We start from the raw sequence: 18,782 nt of genomic DNA, 5'->3' as shown, positions 1-18,782 counted from the left end.
TTGTCCCTATATGGCTTTAACTATTAGCATTTATTAGGAGGAGGAACCCGAAGAATCATCCTCTGGATCTACAGCGATATCTTCTTCCGGGAATGCTCCTTCCTCTTCAAAATCAAACACGCTTTGTACGTCAGTATCCGAGACATCCGGCTGATTCATGTCCAACTTGTTGAATAACAACTGCGTTTCTTCCTCCAAGTTTTCCGAATCTTCAAACAAACCCGGTTCGGGAAGATCTTTAATCGAAGCTAGTCCGAAATAATCAAGGAATGACTTCGTTGTTCCGTACAAAATCGGGCGTCCAATCGCTTCCGCTCTCCCCACTTCAACAATGAGATCCTTGTTCACGAGTGTATGGATAGCACGCTCCGATTTTACGCCACGAATCTCCTCAATCTCCACCCGTGTAATGGGCTGACGATAAGCTACAATGGCCAAAGTTTCAAGCGCCGCTTGGGATAACGATGTACGTGCAGGAGAGTAAGCTAGCTTCTCAAAATAGGCCGCATGTTCCGGCAATGTTCCGAGTTGCACGACACCTGCAATCTTCAGAATCTGCACACCTCGCCCTTGCCTTGCAAAATCGCCGATCATGTCCTCAATGGCATCCGTAACCAGTTCTACCCGCTGGTCCACAATTTCAGCAATCTGTTTGACACTTAGACCTTCTTCTCCGGACAAAAACAAAAGGCCCTCAATAATCGACTTCAATTTCGGAAAATCCATGATTCGTTGTTTCCCCTCTCCACTCCATAACGATATCCTCAAACAACCGTTCCTGGTAACAAACAATCTGCTTCATCTTCATCAGCTCCAGCACTGCTAGAAACGTAACCACGATCTCATGGCGATATATCTGATCATCCATAAGCTTGGAAAATAACAACCGCCCCCCAGGACCTAAATGCTCCAAGGCACCAATAACTTCACGTATGCGATCCTTGACCGAAATTTCGTCCCTTTTGATCCGGGTGACCGTTGTACGCTTCTCAGCCTTTCGAAGTGCTTTCTGAAACGCCGCGATGAGATCAGAAGTATGCAGACCTTGCACCGGATTCGTTTGTTCCTCCATAGGCATATAAGGTCGCAAATCTTCGGGCTCTTTGGAAAAAATAAGACTGCGTTCCCATTCCCGTTCATGCAGATGCCGCGCTATTCCTTTATATTTGCGATATTCGATAAGGCGTGCAATCAGTTCGGCACGCGGATCATAATCCTCATCTTCCATATAATCATAATCCTCGAAATCCTCGATTACCGGTGGTTTGGGCAGTAAAAGTTTGCTCTTGATGGACAGCAGCGTAGCTGCCATCACCAGAAATTCACTTGTTATATCCAGTTCCAGCTCCTGCATGGAATGCAGATACGCCATGTACTGATCGGTAATATCGCTGATGGGGATATCCTGGATGTCGATCTCAGCCTTATCAATCAGATGCAACAACAGATCCAAAGGCCCTTCAAAAGTCTCCAGTTTGTATGTAACTACCGTCACTAGACGAATCCTCCCGCCAGAAAAATACAAAACCCTGCCAGCCGTCCGAAACCGGTATCCCGATTTCGTCTGCGCAAAGCAGGGCACTACTATTAAATAAGCACTATTTTAGCTGTTTCGTCAAGTTCGCCATTTCAATTGCAGCTGTAGCAGCATCCCAGCCTTTATTGCCGGCCTTCGTTCCTGCACGCTCAATCGCCTGTTCAATGTTCTCCGTAGTAACCAATCCAAAGATGGTCGGCACCCCTGTTTTCAGATTAATTGCCGCTACCCCTTTAGCCATCTCGTTGCAGACATAATCATAATGTGTTGTTGACCCACGGATAACCGTTCCGAGTGTGATGACCGCATCGTATTTGCCGCTTTCGGCCATTTTCTGAGCGATAAGCGGGATTTCGAAAGCTCCCGGTACCCAAGCTACATCTACTTCATTATCTTGCACACCGTGACGTTTGAACGCATCCAGCGCCCCGCTAAGCAACTTGCTCGTAATAAATTCATTAAAACGTCCAACTACCACGCCATATTTTAAACCTTCCGATACCAAATGTCCTTCAAAATAGTTAGGCATTATCGTCATCTCCCTGTCGATATATAATGTTATAGGTGCTGCAATTGAACATGTGAAATCTCCAATAATTACATATCAGAAAATTATCGTGAGTAACTGAAATCACTGTTCATTCTGCTCGATATCATCAAACTTGAGCATATGGCCCAATTTGGCTTGCTTGGTGTGAAGGTAAGCTGTATTATCTTCATTCTCCTGCATCTGAATCGGTACACGCTCTACCACTTCCAAACCATATCCTTCCAAGCCTTTAATTTTCCGTGGATTATTCGTTAATAATCGAATCTGACGAACGCCAAGATCCTTCAAAATTTGTGCACCGATCCCATAATCGCGCAGATCAGCAGCAAAACCAAGCTTCAGATTGGCATCCACTGTATCCAGACCTTCTTCTTGCAGCTTGTAAGCCTTGAGTTTGTTGATTAAACCGATCCCACGGCCTTCTTGTCTCATATAGAGCAGTACGCCATTACCCTCATCATGGATCTGCTTCAGCGCCGCATCAAACTGCGGGCCGCAGTCACAACGGTGAGAGTGGAACACGTCGCCAGTCAAACATTCGGAGTGAACACGAACCAATACAGGTTTGGAACCGTCAATATCCCCTTTGACCAAGGCAACATGTTCTTTATTATCCACTGCATTCGTATACGCCACTGCCTGGAATTCGCCAAAGTCCGTCGGCATACGAACGGAAACTTCACGTTGCACCAGCTTCTCCTTCTCATTCCGGTAACGAATCATGTCCTGGATACTAATCAGTTTCAGATCATGCTTACGTGCAATCTTCTGCAGATCAGGAAGTCTGGCCATCGTACCATCTTCCTTGATCACTTCACAGATGACACCTGCGGGGTAAGAGCCGCACATGATCGCCAGATCAACTGCTGCTTCCGTGTGTCCGGCACGACGCAACACACCGCCGTCTTTGGCAATGAGCGGAAACATGTGACCCGGCTTGCGAAAATCACTGCTTTTCGCATTCGGATCAATCAAACCTTTAACGGTAATGGAACGCTCATGCGCCGAGATTCCCGTCGTTGTATCTTTGTGATCCACAGAGACCGTAAAAGCTGTGCCATGGAAATCTGTATTCTGCTGAACCATCGGTTTCAAATTTAATTCATCTGCACGCTGCTGCGTAATGGGAACACAGACGAGTCCTCGACCTTCGGTAATCATGAAATTGATGACCTCAGGGGTTGCTTTTTCAGCCAAAGCAATAAAATCCCCTTCATTTTCCCGATCTTCGTCATCGACCACAATTACGGGTTTACCACGCATCAAATCATAAATAGCTGCCTCAATTGAGTCCAGAATGGATGGCTCGGATTGTTCTGACATCAGCTGCACCTCCTGTTTCCAGTTCTATGTTTTATCCCTGTCTTTCCTATGTTTATGCAAACCCGTGATTGGAGAGAAACTCTTCACTAAGACTGCTTGGCTTGCCTGTTCTCGTTTCCGCATGGCTCTTGCCGTATTGCAACAGATGATCTACATATTTCCCCAAAATATCACATTCAATGTTGACGGTATCTCCTGTCTTTTTGACATTCAAAACCGTTTCCCCAATCGTATGGGGAATAATCGAAACCGTGAAGGAACTTTGAGTCGTCTGTACCACTGTCAAGCTAATCCCATCCAAAGTGACCGAACCTTTTGGAATTAGAAATTTGAAAAGTTCATGGTCACCCGGTCTGATCTCGAAAACAACTGCATTCTGATCCCGAGTAATACTACCGATAACCCCAGTCCCATCCACATGTCCCTGCACGATATGACCGCCGAATCGTCCACCGGACAACATGGCCCGCTCCAGATTAACCTTACTGCCGGACTGAAGCTGATTGAGATTGGTGTGTCTATACGTTTCCGGCATGACGTCTGCGGTAAAACCTCCGCCTTCCAGCGTGGTCGCGGTAAGACAAACCCCGTTAACCGCAACACTGTCACCAATTTTGAGATCGTCCATAATGACAGAAGCAGCGATGTTCAGAACCAGGGCCTCACCTTTACGGCCAATGCGCCGGATCTGACCGACTTCTTCCACCAAACCCGTAAACATGCTATCTTCCTCCTATTCTGGCCAAATCGGAATACCGCCAATGCTAATATTATCTCCAACTTGCTCAATTTCCAGCTGATGCAATTGGATTGCCTGACTCATGCGCTCTACGCCTTCAAAACGGAAACTTCCCGGAGTATCATATCCACCCACAATCTTGGGAGCGATAAACATCAGTAAACGATCTACGAGCCGTGCTTCCAGCATTGCACCATTTAGTGTACCGCCGCCTTCTAGCAGAATCGAGCCAATATCCCGCTCTCCCAGTTTGCTCAGCCCATGTAGCAAATCTACGCGTGGTCCAGGCCCACAGCGAATAATTTCAACACCGTAAGCCTCGAGTCGCTCAGCCGCTTCCTGGCTAGCCTCATCGGTTGTAAGCACCCAAGTTGGCGCAAGTCCGTCCTTGACCATTTTGGAGCCTACAGGCAACCTCAGCTTGGAATCCACAACGATCCGTACCGGACTGATGCCTTCTACCTGCAAGCGGGTAGTCAGCTCCGGATTATCGGCGATTACCGTATCCACGCCAACCATAATGCCTTGATGACGATGACGAAGCGCATGCACGATCTCACGCGCCAGTTCGTTGGAGATCCATTTGCTGTCCCCGCTACGCGTAGCAATTTTTCCATCCAGCGTAGAAGCTGTTTTGAGGGTAACGAAAGGAAGGCCTGTTGTAATAAACTTGATAAACTTTTCATTCATACGTCTTCCGCGTTCGCGCAAAACACCCACTTCAACTTCGATGCCTTGTTGACGCAACATACTAATGCCTGTACCAGAAACCTGCGGATTCGGATCTTCACAACAAACCACCACCCGTTTAACCTTCTCATGGATCAAACGTTCGCTACAGGGTGGCGTTTTGCCATAATGACTGCAAGGTTCAAGCGTTACGTAAACGGTACTCCCCTCCGCGTCGCTTCCAGCCATATTCAGCGCATGCACCTCTGCATGGCCTGTACCTCGTTTCAGATGGCTTCCTAGACCAACAACACGTCCTTCTTTAACAACGACACATCCCACGACAGGATTAATTCCGGTCTGTCCTTGTGCCCGTTCTGCCATATCCAGTGCTAACGCCATATAAAATTCATCATTGATCATTTCCATATCCGTTCACCCCACGGTTATAATCTTGAACTAAAAAATCCCCACCGAACAATCTGTTCAGGTAGGGATGATGGAAGACTACTGTCATCTGCAGGAGAGATGAAACACACCAATACCGACACTTCACCAAAACCAGTTAACAGGTAAGTGAAAACAAACACATACCTTATTGCATACCCATTCGAGCTATAGAATGATATACAAAAAATCAGGTGAAGAGTTTCTATATAACGGTATTATGTACCAGAAAACTCATTATAAACAAGCCTTCCACACATATCATCCAAACGAGCTGAATGCTATGCGACATCACTCCTGCGGAGTGTAACCACACCGGCTTACACCCACTCCTTCTCCCATCCAGACTATACTGTCGGTTCTGGAATTACACCAGATCAGCCATCTGCTATAAGCAGACAGGTCACGGACTTTGCCATGTCGGTGGAAAATAATATCCCCAACACGCATCACCGCCGGTAGGGAATTACACCCTGCCCTGAAGGATCGCTTTCGTTATTAATTGGATGTTAGCACTTTAATGTCAAAAAATCAATTCATTTTTGTTTCTTTTTGTCACATACTAACTTTTAATAAGCATTTATATTACAAAATCCGCATCTCAGACGAGACACGGACTTCATCAAATATTCACAATAAATTCTAAAGGTCCGGAAAACACCAGCTGGCCATGTGCCTCAAATCCTTTGCAGCATGGAACGGAACACTCTCAGGTTTGGGCTGGGAAGCATTAGGAGCTGGCATATCGCGGGCTACTCTTCTAACCCAACTGGTCGAGTCGATTCCAATGGCCGAACACTGCCAGCGCTCATCCGGCCTTGGACGAACGGTCAGAATAAGGTCTTCTTTTCCTGGCATATCGGGGAACACGCCATCCAGATATTCAACAATGGTACGTTTGTCCTTCACTTCATGACAATATACAGTAACCCAAGAACCACTAAGTACTTTCACTGCATATACGTCTCCAGGCTGCACTTCACCTGTACCGGCATCCGGAGATTTTTTCGGCACCTTCGCCTTGGTACCTACACCTCGTCTGCTTTCAAATGCACCAATAACGGTCTCACTCGCCAGTGGATTCGGTTCAGGCTTGTTCTCAAGCGATACATTACTGCAATCGAATTCACCAAAGATCAGGTTCAAATTGTGCTCGTTGATTCCTACAGATGAATCCCACCATGCCAAGGGAGCTTGTACCTCAACGCGGGTATTAGGTCTCTTGTCGCGTTCTGCATATGAGGTGAAGGCTGTAATCATTCCTGGCTGTTCTGGCGTGTCCAGAATGCCGATCAGCGCCAGCGTTTCAAGCAAATCGCGGTAAACATATACTTTTTTCGTAGGCAGGAGTTGTTCTTTTTTGAGCGCATCCGCTGCCTTGCTGTACCGAGTCTTAGGTGGCAGATTACGCAACACCGTTAACACCGCGCGTAACGTCCAGCGATCATACTCATTAGGAACAGGAGGCGCCTGCGAAGCAGGCATCTCTCTCAGAGCGAGTACATGTCCAAAGATATCTCCATCAAGCGGTGTACCGTTGGTCATTCGCCAGTACCACTGAAGCGAAGTATCTACTCCGTCATTCACATCCAAACCACAGATCTGGCACTTGCGACTGGAAGGATATGGACTATATTCATGGTCAGGTATGCTGGCTGCAATCAGTTTTCCTGCAAGAAGTGAACGCCAGATCATTGGCGCTGACCATAGAGAAGCCACAAAAGCCTGAGCAGCCTCCTGAAGTGTCCAACGCTCAGCCAATGTTCTCAGTTCTCGGATCGTATCCTCATGCTGCGGTCTTTCAAAGTGATTAGGCTCATGTCCAGTAGCCTCTAGTGCCTGTAATTGTTCCGCCGATACGTCCTCTGGTACATTGTGTCTTGAAGCACGTAACTCCTCGTCCCAAATCGTGCTCTCACTATAAATATGTTGAAGTAATTTCAGTTGCTGTACAACATCTAAAGTCAAAGTAACAACATCCTTTCACAGTAGTTCTGAAAACATGCAAACTCAATATAGTGCGCTGTCAAACCTCATGTATTCGGTTTCAACAGTCTGTACCTAGCTAGAATAACCTACAATCAACTCGTCCCGCCAGTTCCTTTAAGCTTATTTTAATAACACTTTGCAAGGCAATGACGCAAAAAAGTTGTACAATGCACAAAACCCCTGGTACTTCCGTAATAGGAATGTACCAGGGGTTAACTTGATGCCGCCGAGCAGATTCAGTTGAAATTAAACTTCTACAACTTCAACAGTTTCCATTTTGTCGCGGCCTTCGAATGCATCAACAAACTCCATACCTTTGCTTACTTTACCAAATACAGTATGTTGTCCGTCCAAATGTGGCTGTGGTTGGTAGCAGATGTAGAACTGGCTTCCGCCTGTGTTGCGGCCAGCATGTGCCATCGCAAGTGTTCCACGCTCATGTTTGTTCGGGTTGATCTCACAGTTGATTGTGTAACCAGGACCGCCAGTACCGGAACCGCTAGGGCATCCACCTTGAGCTACGAAGCCCGGAATTACACGGTGGAAAACGAGTCCGTTATAGAAACCGGAGTTTGCCAATTTTTCAAAGTTTGCTACGGTGTTTGGAGCTTCTTGATCGAACAGGTCAATCAGAACTTCTCCGCCGTTTGCCAATTTAATTTTCGCTTGTTTCGCCATATGTAAATGACTCCTTTCAATTTTGAGCAAAAGTAATTGTGATGCAATACCAAACTTGTGGTCAAGCATTACAGCACTTTTCTTAGTGTACACCGAAAAGGGCCGAATCGCAAAAGAAAGAGCTATATTTTTGATTTTCTACTCTCAAATACAAGCCTTCAAGCGTGCCAAATAGCTACAATGTCCATGACAAAGGACGGAAGGGGCAAGCCCATTCCGTCCTCATCTAGCGCTATAGGAACTTGAATTAACGAGTAACTGGCTGTTTGCCAATACGCGCTGGCACGAGGTCGTTTTGGATAATGTCCTGATATGACTCACGACGTACAACTACATCACCTTGACCATCTTTGACAAACACAACCGCCGGACGACGAATCCGGTTGTAGTTACTTGCCATGGAGTAGTTATATGCCCCTGTGCAAGCTACGGCAAGCAGATCACCGCTCTCCACTTTTGGCAGATCCAGATCCCATATCAACATGTCACCGCTCTCGCAGCATTTCCCCGCTACAGATACCGTTTCTGTTGCCGCTTCGTTTGCACGATTTGCCAGTACGGCCTCATACTTGGACTCATACAATGCAGGGCGTGGGTTATCCGTCATCCCGCCATCTACTGCTACATATTTACGCACGCCGGGGATGTCTTTGCTCGTTCCAACGGTGTACAGCGTTGTGCCTGCTTCACCTACGATGCTACGGCCTGGCTCGACCCAAATTTCAGGCACTGCATAGCCGATTTGCGCAAAATGATTTTTTACCGCATCGGTAATGGCCTTCACATACTGAGCCACTTCAAGCGGCGTGTCACCGTCAATATAACGGATTCCGAATCCGCCGCCCAGGTTTACGACTTTGAATGCCACATTCAGGCGCTCGTATACACTTGCTGCAAATTCAGCAACACGTTGAACCGCCATCTGGAATCCTTCAACCTCAAAGATCTGGGAGCCGATGTGAGAATGTACACCAAGCAATACCAGATTGGACTGTTTGGATGCGAGTTCAATAGCTTCGAATGCTGTACCGTTGCCGATATCGAAACCGAACTTGGAGTCCGTTTGTCCTGTCGAAATATATTCATGCGTATGCGCCTCAACACCTGGCGTTACACGCAGTAGGATGTTAACTTTACGGTTTTTGTCCGCTGCGACAGCTTGGAGCAGGTGCAACTCGTTAAAGTTATCTACCACGAAGCATCCAATCTCGGCGTCAAGCGCCATTTCGATCTCTTCGAGCGTTTTGTTATTGCCGTGGAAATGAATGCGTTCTGCCGGGAACCCTGCTTGCAATGCAGTGAACAGTTCGCCGTCAGAGACAACGTCCAGAGAAAGACCTTCCTCTGCTGCCAGAGCACACATCGCCATAACACAAAATGCTTTGCTTGCATATGCAACTTGGAAGCCCAAACCTGAAGCGCGGAATGCTTCCATGTACTCTCTGCAGCGCTCGCGAACCAATTGCTCGTCCACAACATAGAGCGGTGTTCCAAATTGCTCTTTCATATCCGTAACGTCTACTCCACCAATCTCCAGGTGACCTTGCTCATTTATTCTACTTGTACCGTGTAAATACATCGTTTGCATTCCTCACTTTTTGTATACTGGAACAGTTACTATTCCATTGATTTTACACCAGTATATCAAATTAAGCCGGGAGATGAATGGATTTTTCGGCACATCATTTGTGTTTTTTACCTTTTCGCAATTCACCGTCGGGATCCTCGGACATCTTGGTGTTGTCACGTGTTTTGTTGAATGATGGACGTTTCTTGCTGACAAGCAATGGAACTCTGAACAAGAAGTTGCCAAATGCCTTTGCATTAAAAGGTATAAATGGCCAAAGATACGATGAGTTGTACGAACGGTGAATGGTTAACGCCACAACCAGCAACGTAGTTCCAACGACCAGACCCGGCACCTTAAATATCGCAACTGCAATGAGCAGTAGCAGCCTGACCAGTCGATTCGCGAGTCCTAACTCGTAACTCGGTGTAGCAAACATTCCGATTGCCGCAATCGCCATATAGAGCACAACCTCATTGACAAAATAGCCCGTTTTCACCGCGATATCTCCGACCAGTATTGCCGCAATTAGACCCATGGCGGAAGCCAGCGGCGTAGGCGTATGAACCGCAGCCATCCGTAATAAGTCTACACCCAGCTCAATGAGCAGAAATTGCAAAATAATCGGTAATTTCACATTTTCCTGTGGGCCGATGAAATCGAAACCGATCGGTTTCAGTGAAGGTTCGATGACCATCAGCATCCATAGCGGCAGTAGAAACAGAGAGATCAGGATGCCTGCAAAACGTACCCAGCGCAGATAGGTTCCCATAAGAGCCGTCTGCCTGTTCTCCTCCGCATGTTCGCATAGATCAAAAAAAGTCGTCGGCAAGATCATTACGCTGGGGGATGTATCTACAAAAATAACGACTCGTCCTTCCAGCAAGTGGGATGCGGTAACGTCAGGGCGTTCCGAATAACGAACAAGGGGAAATGGATTCCATCCTTTGTTGATGATCGCTTCCTCCAACTGTTTATCGGCAGCCGGAATACCGTCGATATCGATCCGTTGTATTTTTTCCTTTACCGAATCCACCTGCACCTTATCCACTATATCGTCAATATAAACTACACATACATCGGTTTGGGTTCTCCGTCCTACCTGCATGAGTTCAAACTTTAGTCCGGGGTCCCGTATTCTACGGCGCACCAGCGCTACATTGGTCAGCAATGTTTCGGTAAAACCATCCCGTGAACCACGAACCACGCGTTCAAGCGAAGGCTCTTCGGGGGATCGAACCGGATAACTCCGAGTGTCCATAATAAGCACAGACCGGTCTCCCTCGACAAACATGGCACTCATGCCCATGAGCACCTTGCTAATGACAGCACTCATCTTCTCCACTCGTTCTACCTGTATATGAGGAATATAACATTCGAAATAGGACTTGAGTGCATGCTCTGATACTTGATCCGGCGTCAGATAGGTTAATCTTTTCAATACTTCGAGCAAAATCTCATCTTTAGCAAAACCCGTGAGTAACAGTAATCCCACATGTTTGCCGCCAAGTACCATTTCCCTCATATCCACATCAAACGACTCGCCAAGACCGATCACTTGTTTTAACGTGTTTTTGTTATCACTCATGCGCGGGGAGATGTTATCGTTATGCTGCCAATAATGAACAGATTCTTCAATACTGTCGGACATCTCGTTTTGCTTTTTTTTCTGGTACGCCTTCTTTTCTTCTTCCTGCTGGATCTCGTAAGCAGACTTGTGCAACACATCTTCCGTTATATCGTCTCTTTGTTCATGACCCGTTTGATCCGTATGTTCGTCCATGTCCATCCTCCTTTAACCTGTCTCGCTGCTTTACCGTTGGTAAATAAAAAAGTCAAACAATGAACCTGTCATTTTCCCCAGAATCATCGCGAGCAACAGTCCAAACAAGTATGATCTCATACCCAACCTTTTAGCTAGAACGGGTAGCACGTTTAAAACTTCTGTCAGAGCGGCAGCCAGCAGACCAATAAAAACGCCGCAGAACAATCCAACGATCGGGCTGAGCAACATAACGCCATGCATTTTCCAATGCCAGAAATCGGCTACCGTGCCCAGTAGCGAACCTCCAATGAGAGCACCCTCGTACCAATGCGTTTTGTCATAGGACTGTGTCACTTGAGCCAGTCTCGGAATCATGTCGAGTACAAGAATAAGCGCAATAACACCACTCCCCACAGCGATTCCCCCGGCAATGCCAAGCACAATGCTGATCGCTCCGTTAAGCACGCTCATCGCCTTTCAGCTCCCTTTGATTCTGCTTATGCATACGTTCGGTTTCTTCGATGACGACAAATTGGTCTACATTTTGCTGGTAAAGGAACATTTCCACTTCGAGCGGTGTTGGCTCTTCATTCCACTTTTTCTTAAATAGATGGTTGAAAAATACCGCCATGCCGAAGCCGATCCCAAGGGAATAGGCGAGCTGAAATAAGTACGGATGCTCATCCCGGTGCCCTGTCAGCATCTCTACGATGCGAATCTGTACTTCCTGCATATTCACGTCTGCGTGAAAATTCATAATGGTCAGTGCTGAACCGAAGAACAGCAGCAACCATACCAGAATAAACAAGGATTTCGAAGCCTTACCACTACCTGCCATTACTTCAACTAACGTATGCCCGGACCCCATCAGCTCCACATTCACATCCGGCAGAAGCTGCCTAATCTGGGGAATAATCTGCAAAATGTCAATAAGGATCAGGTTGCCGTCCTCCGGTCCGGGCTGCAGCAGTTCAAGTTCCAGTAGCCTGTTTTCCTGTTCCTCGGATGAGGCCAGTACGTGGGCAATATCCCGCAGTTTGACCGCTCGCCCTCTCTGAATGCGAATCCGGCTGCGCATGCGGACGTAGACCGTGGGAGTGGGTGTCTGGGACATCCACAGCACTCCTTTACTGCGTAATTTAGGTTAGTATTTGAAGAATGTGCAAATTTATTACATTTAAATTGGAAAAGAGTGTGGAGGGGGCGCTGAACGCTCCGGGATGGATCGGTATCGGGCGCTGGTTATCCCCGGATTTCTGATTTTCTCCTCTTCAAGGAGGAAATCCCGTGATAAACGCGCTCGCTTCGCTCCTTTTACCGATTCCTTCCCTCCGCTGGCTTGCCTCCCTCTTGTTCCAAACGAAATGGAAGAAACTTGCGGGGGTAGGGCAGGGGGATAAAAGCTGGAAGTCTGTTCGTGGATGAAAAGAGTATGGAGGGGCGCTGGACGCTCCGGGATGGATCGGTATCGGGCGCTCTAGATGGGATCCACATTGGAAGAAATTAAAAAGGCAAGCCGATATGGTTCAGCTCTCCCTCTTCTAAGTATGCTCGGCCAGAGTCATACTTGTTTGATCCATTAGATGATGCTCCTGTCTGACAATTCATGAATCCTAAACACTAACTACGTATCTCTTTCTTCTCATCGGTATACTTCTGGTTTTGACAGGAGCTACTTGTTGGGGTATCGGAGGAACGGTGGCTCAAAATCTATTTCAAATGCACCATATCGATGTTAATTGGTATGTAACCGTGCGATTGTTATGTGCCGGCATCCTTCTCCTTTTACTGCAATTATTTACACCTATCCGTTCACAGATTCTTGAAGTTTGGAAATCGAAACAAACAGCCCTGCCATTTATTATCTTTGGCTTGGTCGGCATGTTGGCTGTACAGTACACTTACATGGCTTCCATTGATCACGGCAATGCGGCTGTCGCCACACTTTTGCAATATCTTTCTCCTGTCATGATCATGGTATATATGGTATTGCGCAAACAATCCCCACTTACAGCCAAACTTATAATCTGCGCTGCTCTGGCGCTTTTGGGATGTTTTCTTCTGCTTACAAATGGCTCTCTGCATCAGTTATCCGTCTCGCAGCCAGCAGTGATCTGGGGATTGTTATCTGGTGTATCTGCTGCATTTTATACATTGTATGCGGTCAGATTACTTAACGAATTTGATTCTCTCGTGGTCGTTGGCTGGGCCATGGTTATTGGTGGAGTGGGTATGAGCTTTGTTCATGCGCCATGGAAGATCCACCTTACACTGCTGACATCAGAGACCTGTAGTTATTTGTTGTTTTCCATATTGATTGGAACGTTACTCGCATTCTGGTTCTACATTGCCAGCCTGAAATACCTCACGCCTCAGGAGACCAGCTTGTTAGGGAGCGCCGAACCTTTGGCGGCAGTGGGTACCACAGTTCTTTGGCTGAATGAGCCCTTCGGTATCTATCAATGGTTAGGTACTGGCTGTATTATCCTTTTAATTGTCATTTTACAGTTCAAACGTTCGTCCTCCGTGTCCGCATAAAATATTAAAACGACAAATAACCCCATCGCTAAATAACGCGAATTGAGGTTGTTAGTTGTCGTATCATGATGAATCCATACCCATACCGGCGGATGGAATCATCCCTGAATCAATCCTGAATCACTGCGCGATTTGATCGCGAATAGATTGCAGTATTTTTTTCTCCAACCTTGAGACCTGCACTTGGGATATACCCAGCCTGCTTGCCACTTCGGATTGAGTCTGATCCCTGTAATACCGAAGGTATACGATAAGTCGCTCCCGTTCACTCAGGCCGCCGATTGCTTCATTCAGCGCTAGCTTGTCGAACCACTTCTCCTGAGACTCATCCGCGATCTGATCCATCAGTGTAATCGGATCACCATCATTCTCGAATACCGTCTCATGAATGGAGGTTGGCGGTTTGTTAGCCTCCTGGGCGAATACCACTTCCTCCGGGGTAACCCCGAGTTCAGCAGCAACTTCCTTAATTGTGGGCAATCGATCCAGATGTTTGGACAGCTCATCCCTCTTTTTGCGAACTTTATTGGCCATCTCTTTCAGCGAACGACTGACCTTCAAGGTTCCGTCATCCCGCAGGAAACGCTGAATCTCACCAATAATCATCGGTACCGCATACGTCGAAAACTTCACGTCATAACTGAGATCGAACTTGTCCACTGACTTGAGCAGGCCGATACAACCAATCTGGAACAGATCCTCCGGTTCATATCCCCTGTTCATAAAACGCTGCACGACGGACCAGACGAGTCTGATGTTGCAGTTCACCAGCGTATCCCGTGATTCATGGTCACCCGACTGACTGAGCGCAATCAGCCGTTTGACCTCGGCATCGTCCAAATAGGTCTGTGAAGATGGTTTCACTTCAGCATCCATAAGAACACCAACCCCTAATTATACAATGCTTTCTTGGATTCAATCCTTTTTTTCATCTTGATGGAGGTGCCTCTGCCGGGCTCACTGCTGACTTCGAATTCATCCATAAAATTTTCCATGATCGTGAATCCCATGCCCGACCGCTCAAGTTCGGGTTTGGACGTATACAGCGGCTGTTTGGCCAGTTCAAGATCCTCGATGCCTTCACCGCGGTCCTCTACAATGATCGTGATCATATCGTCACGAATCTCGGCCTGAATCGTCACAACACCTTCGGGATTGTTATTGTATCCGTGGATGATGCTATTGGTCACCGCTTCAGAGACGACCGTTTTGAGATCACTAAGCTCGTCCATCGTGGGATCAAGCTGAGAGATAAAAGCCGCAACGGTAACCCGTGCAAACGATTCGTTCTCCGACTTGGCCGCAAATTGCAGATTCATGAAATTTGCCCCTGTTCCTTCATTCATGAGACGACCTCCAGACCTGAGAGAGCAGTGCCCTCATTTTCGTAAATCGGCATGATCTTGAACAATCCCGACATTTCCAGCAAACGGTATACCGGCGGATTTACATCACAGACGACCATTTTACCGCCTTTATTTTTGATCAACTTGTATCTTCCCAAAATAACACCTAGGCCTGAACTGTCCATAAATTCGAGGTCTTTCAAACTCAGCACCAGATGTTCACATTGTCTGCGCTGTATCGCTTCATCCATCTGCATACGTACCATGTCAGCTGTATGGTGATCCAGCTCCCCGGATAATCGCACAATCAAAATCCCGCGGTGATGCTCCATGTCCACATTCAAATTCACGTTTGCCCACTCTCCTCCCTGTCTTAGAACAAGGTTTTCTACGTTGCCAAAAGCTTTTCCTGCCCCCCGACAAAACTAGAAGAAAACTCCTATTTAACTACAAAAACCGTTCCAGCCCCAGGGAGAATGGCGTTTCCTGCCAACTAATCGAACAAGTTCGAGGTTGTGCGTTTAAACAGCTTCCACCAGCCTGCCTTACCCACGTCTTGCGGAGCCTGGATATCGAATTCCTTAATCACTTCGTTGCCTTGATATACGACGAGCTTACCCACACTCTGACCCGCTTTGACTGGAGCTTTCAATTCTTTGGCTACAATCAATTCATGGCGGATATCTGTCGACTTCGCACCTTTACGCATCAGAACGCTGTAGTTTTGTGCAGCATTCAGCGGCATCTCCGCGACATCACCTTTTTCAATTTTCAGACTACCCAGCAGATCACCTGCTTTGTACAACGCCTTCATCGTATATTGAGCAAATGCATAATCAAACATGGAGGATACTTCACTGTTCCGGGTTTTTGTATTCGGCTCGCCAAGGACTACCGCAACGACACGCAGCCCATCTTTAGAAGCTGTAGCCGACAGACAGAATTTCGCTTCGGACGTGTACCCCGTTTTCAAACCATCTGCCCCTTGATAAAAACGCACCAGTTTGTTGGTATTCACGAGCCAGAACGGCTTTTCGGAATCTTTACGCAAGTAGTCCTGATATGCACCGGTATACTTCGTAATGCCCTGATGTTTCAGCAGTTCGCGGCTCATCACCGCGATATCGTGCGCAGAGGAATAATGATTATCCACCGGCAGACCGTTCGCATTGGCAAAACGTGTATCCTTCATGCCCAGCTCCTGCGCACGCTCGTTCATCATCTGTACAAAAGCCTCTTCCGAACCAGCAAGCTTCTCGGCCATGGCTACAGATGCATCATTGCCGGAGGCCATGGCAATACCTTTTAACATATCATCCACGCTCATCTCTTCCCCAGGCTCCAGAAAGATCTGTGAGCCCCCCATAGACGCCGCATATTCACTCGTTCTTACCTTATCCGTTAACTTCAGTTTGCCTGAACTAATCGCTTCCATGGTAAGCAACATGGTCATAATTTTCGTAATGCTCGCCGGAGGCAGCTGATCATGACTGTTTTTCTCATAAATAACAGTTCCCGTATCTGCATCCATCAGAATGGCTGAACGTGCTGATGGAGCCAAATCCGCCCCGCCAGCAGCCTTGGGTGTTTCCTCAGCCAAAGCAGAAGATGCCATTACGGGTAGCAGCATACAAAGGGTCATGAACGATGCCATTATTCTTTTTTTCACTAGGTTCCCTCCTCAAATGAATAGCGCGGTGGTAAGTCCTCGCATGTACTGCTATCCATTGTCGGCGGGTTTGAAGTAAATTATTCCAATCTCAGCAGGTTTTCCCTAACTTTTTTATCTGAATACACACTGATTTGAAACGAACACTAGGCCTTGAGAAGATTATTTATAGGATTTACCTATTTTATTTATCATTTATATATGTTTCCCCTATGAGTGATATCAGATTATGATGTATATGTCACAATTGAAATAACTTAGGAGGATGATTCCAATGTCTTTTTATAACAAAAAAGTCCATTTCATAGATGGCAGGCTAACTGATCTAACTATATACCGAGGAAAGGTACTGCTTGTTGTTAACACAGCCAGTAAGTGTAGCTACTCTCGTCAATTCGAGACACTTCAACAGCTGTACGAAAAGTACCAGCGTTATGGTTTCGAGATTCTAGCATTTCCGTGTAACCAGTTTAATGAGAAAGAGCCAGGGGACAATTCGGAAGTGAAAGCTCATTGTGAAAATCGATTGAAGTTAACGTTCCCGTTATTTGAAAAAATCGAAGTCAGGGGGCTAAACGCTCATCATATCTTTCAGTTTTTAACCGAACAAGCACCATTTCTAGGCTTTGACACCGAAACGGCTAGCGGAGAATGGATGCACCATTTTCTAAACGAAAAATTCCCTGATATCTACAAGGGTGATGGGATCAAGTGGAACTTCACTAAATTTTTGATCGATCAGAACGGTCAGGTGCGAGGAAGATTTGAGACAACGACGGAACCATTTGACATTGAACCAAGCATTCAATCATTGCTCTCCATCTAAAGTGAATATCATCATTCTCATATTTCATATTATAAAAAAAGGAACAGCTCATTGAGCAAACATCATCCAATGAATTGTTCCTTATTAGGTCCTTCAAACTAAAGATCGCTTTTGTTCATCTTCAGTTCAACATTACATCTTAGGAATAACCGCCAGCACGAGCGCCAAGAAAGCTTCACGTACACGCTCCGTCGTTTCCATTACCTCATCATGTGACAAAGGTTGATCCAAGATCCCCGCTGCCATGTTACTGATGCAAGAAATGCCGAGCACTTCAATGCCCGCATGACGCGCTACGATCACTTCGGAAACGGTGGACATGCCTACTGCATCGGCACCGAGGGTACGAAGCATTCTGATCTCTGCTGGAGTTTCGTAATTAGGGCCAAGCAGACCTGCATACACACCTTCCTGCACATTAAAACCTTGAGTTGCCGCTGTATCTTTAGCAAGTGCACGCAAACGACGGCTGTAGGCTTCGGATAAATCCGGGAAGCGTACGCCAAGCGCAGCATCATTCGGACCAATTAGCGGGTTTTTGCCAGTCATATTCAAATGATCGGAGATGAGCATCAAGTCGCCTGCTTGATAAGAAGTATTTACGCCACCAGCTGCATTCGTTACTAGCAGACTGCTCACGCCCAGCTCTTTCATGACACGTACCGGGAATGCCGTTAATTCCGGGCCGTATCCTTCGTACATATGAAAGCGGCCTTTCATCATCACAACCGGACGGCCTTGAATCGTACCAAGCAACAGTTCGCCTTCGTGTCCTTCTACAGTGGACACCGGAAAATGCGGAATATCCTGGTACGCAATGTTAACGCCATCCTCAATTAGTTCAGCCAGAACGCCGAGCCCTGACCCGAGAATCAAACCGACTTCCGGTTTGATGGAGCTTTTGCTTTGAATGTAGGCTGCCGCCTCTGCAATCATCTGTTGGTTTAGTGTTGTCATAAGATGTTGTTCCTCCTTGAGTAGTAACGAACCGTTTAAGATTCAGCAAGGTTGTCATGTCTACGCCTGTGTTGGCGTAAGAAATCAGAAATTAACATGCAACCCGCGTATGTATAACGGCGTTGGTTGGTTTCAAATATAAGTTAACTTAAAACGCTAAAGGTGCGAACCATGCGTTAAGC

20 protein-coding genes and 1 riboswitch are annotated in these 18,782 nt (G+C 46.8%); of the genes, 3 read left to right on the top strand and 17 right to left on the bottom strand.

All coding sequences use genetic code 11. From position 1 onward, the window contains the following. Positions 1-33: 33 nt before the first annotated feature. The 12 genes from scpB to J2T16_RS13060 form a co-directional block, all read right to left on the bottom strand. The gene (gene scpB / locus J2T16_RS13115) at positions 34-726 is read right to left on the bottom strand and encodes an SMC-Scp complex subunit ScpB (protein WP_221791552.1); all 693 of its coding nucleotides are present in this window, start codon (positions 724-726) and stop codon (positions 34-36) included. Next, positions 695-1,495 carry a segregation and condensation protein A gene (locus J2T16_RS13110; protein WP_090922401.1) on the bottom strand — a complete coding sequence of 267 codons (801 nt, stop codon included), beginning with the start codon at positions 1,493-1,495 and terminating at the stop codon, positions 695-697. Before J2T16_RS13110 ends, scpB begins: the two co-directional genes overlap by 32 nt. 103 nt (positions 1,496-1,598) lie before the next feature. Continuing rightward, positions 1,599-2,066: a 6,7-dimethyl-8-ribityllumazine synthase gene (gene ribH / locus J2T16_RS13105; RefSeq protein ID WP_090922403.1), complete on the bottom strand. Its 468-nt coding sequence runs from the start codon at positions 2,064-2,066 to the stop codon at positions 1,599-1,601. Positions 2,067-2,168: 102 nt separating this feature from the next. Further along, positions 2,169-3,410 (bottom strand): bifunctional 3,4-dihydroxy-2-butanone-4-phosphate synthase/GTP cyclohydrolase II, encoded by a 1,242-nt coding sequence (locus J2T16_RS13100; RefSeq protein WP_260511182.1) that lies wholly within the window; start codon positions 3,408-3,410, stop codon positions 2,169-2,171. A 52-nt stretch (positions 3,411-3,462) separates the two neighbouring features. Further along, positions 3,463-4,131 carry a riboflavin synthase gene (ribE, locus tag J2T16_RS13095; protein ID WP_090922407.1) on the bottom strand — a complete coding sequence of 223 codons (669 nt, stop codon included), beginning with the start codon at positions 4,129-4,131 and terminating at the stop codon, positions 3,463-3,465. Positions 4,132-4,143: 12 nt separating this feature from the next. Further along, positions 4,144-5,247 (bottom strand): bifunctional diaminohydroxyphosphoribosylaminopyrimidine deaminase/5-amino-6-(5-phosphoribosylamino)uracil reductase RibD, encoded by a 1,104-nt coding sequence (ribD, locus tag J2T16_RS13090; RefSeq protein ID WP_090922409.1) that lies wholly within the window; start codon positions 5,245-5,247, stop codon positions 4,144-4,146. A 344-nt stretch (positions 5,248-5,591) separates the two neighbouring features. After that, a riboswitch (FMN riboswitch) is annotated at positions 5,592-5,755 on the bottom strand. 152 nt (positions 5,756-5,907) lie between these two features. Continuing rightward, positions 5,908-7,233 carry a hypothetical protein gene (locus J2T16_RS13085; protein WP_221791555.1) on the bottom strand — a complete coding sequence of 442 codons (1,326 nt, stop codon included), beginning with the start codon at positions 7,231-7,233 and terminating at the stop codon, positions 5,908-5,910. Positions 7,234-7,500: 267 nt separating this feature from the next. Beyond that, positions 7,501-7,932: a peptidylprolyl isomerase gene (locus J2T16_RS13080; protein WP_090922413.1), complete on the bottom strand. Its 432-nt coding sequence runs from the start codon at positions 7,930-7,932 to the stop codon at positions 7,501-7,503. Positions 7,933-8,179: 247 nt separating this feature from the next. After that, positions 8,180-9,511 (bottom strand): diaminopimelate decarboxylase, encoded by a 1,332-nt coding sequence (lysA, locus tag J2T16_RS13075; RefSeq protein ID WP_154888500.1) that lies wholly within the window; start codon positions 9,509-9,511, stop codon positions 8,180-8,182. A gap of 103 nt (positions 9,512-9,614) precedes the next feature. Next, entirely contained in the window at positions 9,615-11,282 is a 1,668-nt protein-coding gene (locus J2T16_RS13070; RefSeq protein ID WP_499018438.1) for a spore germination protein, read from the bottom strand. Between the two features lie 30 nt (positions 11,283-11,312). Then, positions 11,313-11,735: a stage V sporulation protein AB gene (locus J2T16_RS13065; RefSeq protein ID WP_111269610.1), complete on the bottom strand. Its 423-nt coding sequence runs from the start codon at positions 11,733-11,735 to the stop codon at positions 11,313-11,315. After that, complete coding sequence (locus J2T16_RS13060; RefSeq protein WP_499018437.1) at positions 11,722-12,378, bottom strand: stage V sporulation protein AA; 657 nt, start codon at positions 12,376-12,378, stop codon at positions 11,722-11,724. Before J2T16_RS13060 ends, J2T16_RS13065 begins: the two co-directional genes overlap by 14 nt. Positions 12,379-12,551: 173 nt before the next feature. On the opposite strand from J2T16_RS13060, the gene J2T16_RS13055 reads away from it, so the two are divergent. Further along, positions 12,552-12,689 carry a hypothetical protein gene (locus J2T16_RS13055; protein ID WP_499018436.1) on the top strand — a complete coding sequence of 46 codons (138 nt, stop codon included), beginning with the start codon at positions 12,552-12,554 and terminating at the stop codon, positions 12,687-12,689. A 219-nt stretch (positions 12,690-12,908) separates the two neighbouring features. Continuing rightward, positions 12,909-13,802, top strand: coding sequence for a DMT family transporter (locus J2T16_RS13050; RefSeq protein ID WP_499018477.1), 894 nt, complete (start codon positions 12,909-12,911; stop codon positions 13,800-13,802). A gap of 120 nt (positions 13,803-13,922) precedes the next feature. Here J2T16_RS13050 and sigF read toward each other — a convergent pair whose 3' ends face one another. The 4 genes from sigF to J2T16_RS13030 all read right to left on the bottom strand — a co-directional run bounded on the left by sigF (position 13,923) and on the right by J2T16_RS13030 (position 16,763). Beyond that, a complete protein-coding gene (gene sigF / locus J2T16_RS13045; RefSeq protein ID WP_090922432.1) occupies positions 13,923-14,678 on the bottom strand; it encodes an RNA polymerase sporulation sigma factor SigF in 756 nt (251 codons plus the stop codon). A gap of 14 nt (positions 14,679-14,692) precedes the next feature. Continuing rightward, positions 14,693-15,148: an anti-sigma F factor gene (spoIIAB, locus tag J2T16_RS13040; protein ID WP_090922434.1), complete on the bottom strand. Its 456-nt coding sequence runs from the start codon at positions 15,146-15,148 to the stop codon at positions 14,693-14,695. Beyond that, positions 15,145-15,498: an anti-sigma F factor antagonist gene (gene spoIIAA / locus J2T16_RS13035; protein ID WP_090922436.1), complete on the bottom strand. Its 354-nt coding sequence runs from the start codon at positions 15,496-15,498 to the stop codon at positions 15,145-15,147. The genes spoIIAB and spoIIAA overlap by 4 nt, the downstream gene beginning before the upstream one ends. A gap of 143 nt (positions 15,499-15,641) precedes the next feature. Next, complete coding sequence (locus J2T16_RS13030) at positions 15,642-16,763, bottom strand: D-alanyl-D-alanine carboxypeptidase family protein (protein ID WP_499018476.1); 1,122 nt, start codon at positions 16,761-16,763, stop codon at positions 15,642-15,644. 328 nt (positions 16,764-17,091) lie between these two features. Here J2T16_RS13030 and J2T16_RS13025 point away from each other — a divergent pair, with 328 nt between their 5' ends. Further along, positions 17,092-17,643: a glutathione peroxidase gene (locus J2T16_RS13025; RefSeq protein WP_341181032.1), complete on the top strand. Its 552-nt coding sequence runs from the start codon at positions 17,092-17,094 to the stop codon at positions 17,641-17,643. Between the two features lie 132 nt (positions 17,644-17,775). On the opposite strand, the gene J2T16_RS13020 is transcribed toward J2T16_RS13025, so the two are convergent. After that, positions 17,776-18,600: a purine-nucleoside phosphorylase gene (locus J2T16_RS13020; RefSeq protein ID WP_090922442.1), complete on the bottom strand. Its 825-nt coding sequence runs from the start codon at positions 18,598-18,600 to the stop codon at positions 17,776-17,778. Positions 18,601-18,782: the final 182 nt, after the last annotated feature.

Source organism: Paenibacillus intestini, from assembly GCF_030803945.1.
Lineage (GTDB): Bacteria > Bacillota > Bacilli > Paenibacillales > Paenibacillaceae > Paenibacillus > Paenibacillus polysaccharolyticus.
This window is presented reverse-complemented; position numbering and strand designations above follow the sequence as displayed.

What these genes read in the sequence shown, in the direction of transcription:
- J2T16_RS13030 (WP_499018476.1), bottom strand. Translation starts at nt 16,763, where the DNA reads ATGGCATCTTCTGCTTTGGCTGAGGAAACACCCAAGGCTGCTGGCGGG.
- J2T16_RS13065 (WP_111269610.1), bottom strand. Translation starts at nt 11,735, where the DNA reads ATGAGCGTGCTTAACGGAGCGATCAGCATTGTGCTTGGCATTGCCGGG.
- spoIIAB (WP_090922434.1), bottom strand. Translation starts at nt 15,148, where the DNA reads ATGAATGAAGGAACAGGGGCAAATTTCATGAATCTGCAATTTGCGGCC.
- ribE (WP_090922407.1), bottom strand. Translation starts at nt 4,131, where the DNA reads ATGTTTACGGGTTTGGTGGAAGAAGTCGGTCAGATCCGGCGCATTGGC.
- lysA (WP_154888500.1), bottom strand. Translation starts at nt 9,511, where the DNA reads ATGTATTTACACGGTACAAGTAGAATAAATGAGCAAGGTCACCTGGAG.
- ribH (WP_090922403.1), bottom strand. Translation starts at nt 2,066, where the DNA reads ATGCCTAACTATTTTGAAGGACATTTGGTATCGGAAGGTTTAAAATAT.
- ribD (WP_090922409.1), bottom strand. Translation starts at nt 5,247, where the DNA reads ATGGAAATGATCAATGATGAATTTTATATGGCGTTAGCACTGGATATG.
- J2T16_RS13080 (WP_090922413.1), bottom strand. Translation starts at nt 7,932, where the DNA reads ATGGCGAAACAAGCGAAAATTAAATTGGCAAACGGCGGAGAAGTTCTG.
- J2T16_RS13070 (WP_499018438.1), bottom strand. Translation starts at nt 11,282, where the DNA reads ATGGACGAACATACGGATCAAACGGGTCATGAACAAAGAGACGATATA.
- scpB (WP_221791552.1), bottom strand. Translation starts at nt 726, where the DNA reads ATGGATTTTCCGAAATTGAAGTCGATTATTGAGGGCCTTTTGTTTTTG.
- J2T16_RS13020 (WP_090922442.1), bottom strand. Translation starts at nt 18,600, where the DNA reads ATGACAACACTAAACCAACAGATGATTGCAGAGGCGGCAGCCTACATT.
- J2T16_RS13025 (WP_341181032.1), top strand. Translation starts at nt 17,092, where the DNA reads ATGTCTTTTTATAACAAAAAAGTCCATTTCATAGATGGCAGGCTAACT.
- sigF (WP_090922432.1), bottom strand. Translation starts at nt 14,678, where the DNA reads ATGGATGCTGAAGTGAAACCATCTTCACAGACCTATTTGGACGATGCC.
- J2T16_RS13060 (WP_499018437.1), bottom strand. Translation starts at nt 12,378, where the DNA reads ATGTCCCAGACACCCACTCCCACGGTCTACGTCCGCATGCGCAGCCGG.
- J2T16_RS13100 (WP_260511182.1), bottom strand. Translation starts at nt 3,410, where the DNA reads ATGTCAGAACAATCCGAGCCATCCATTCTGGACTCAATTGAGGCAGCT.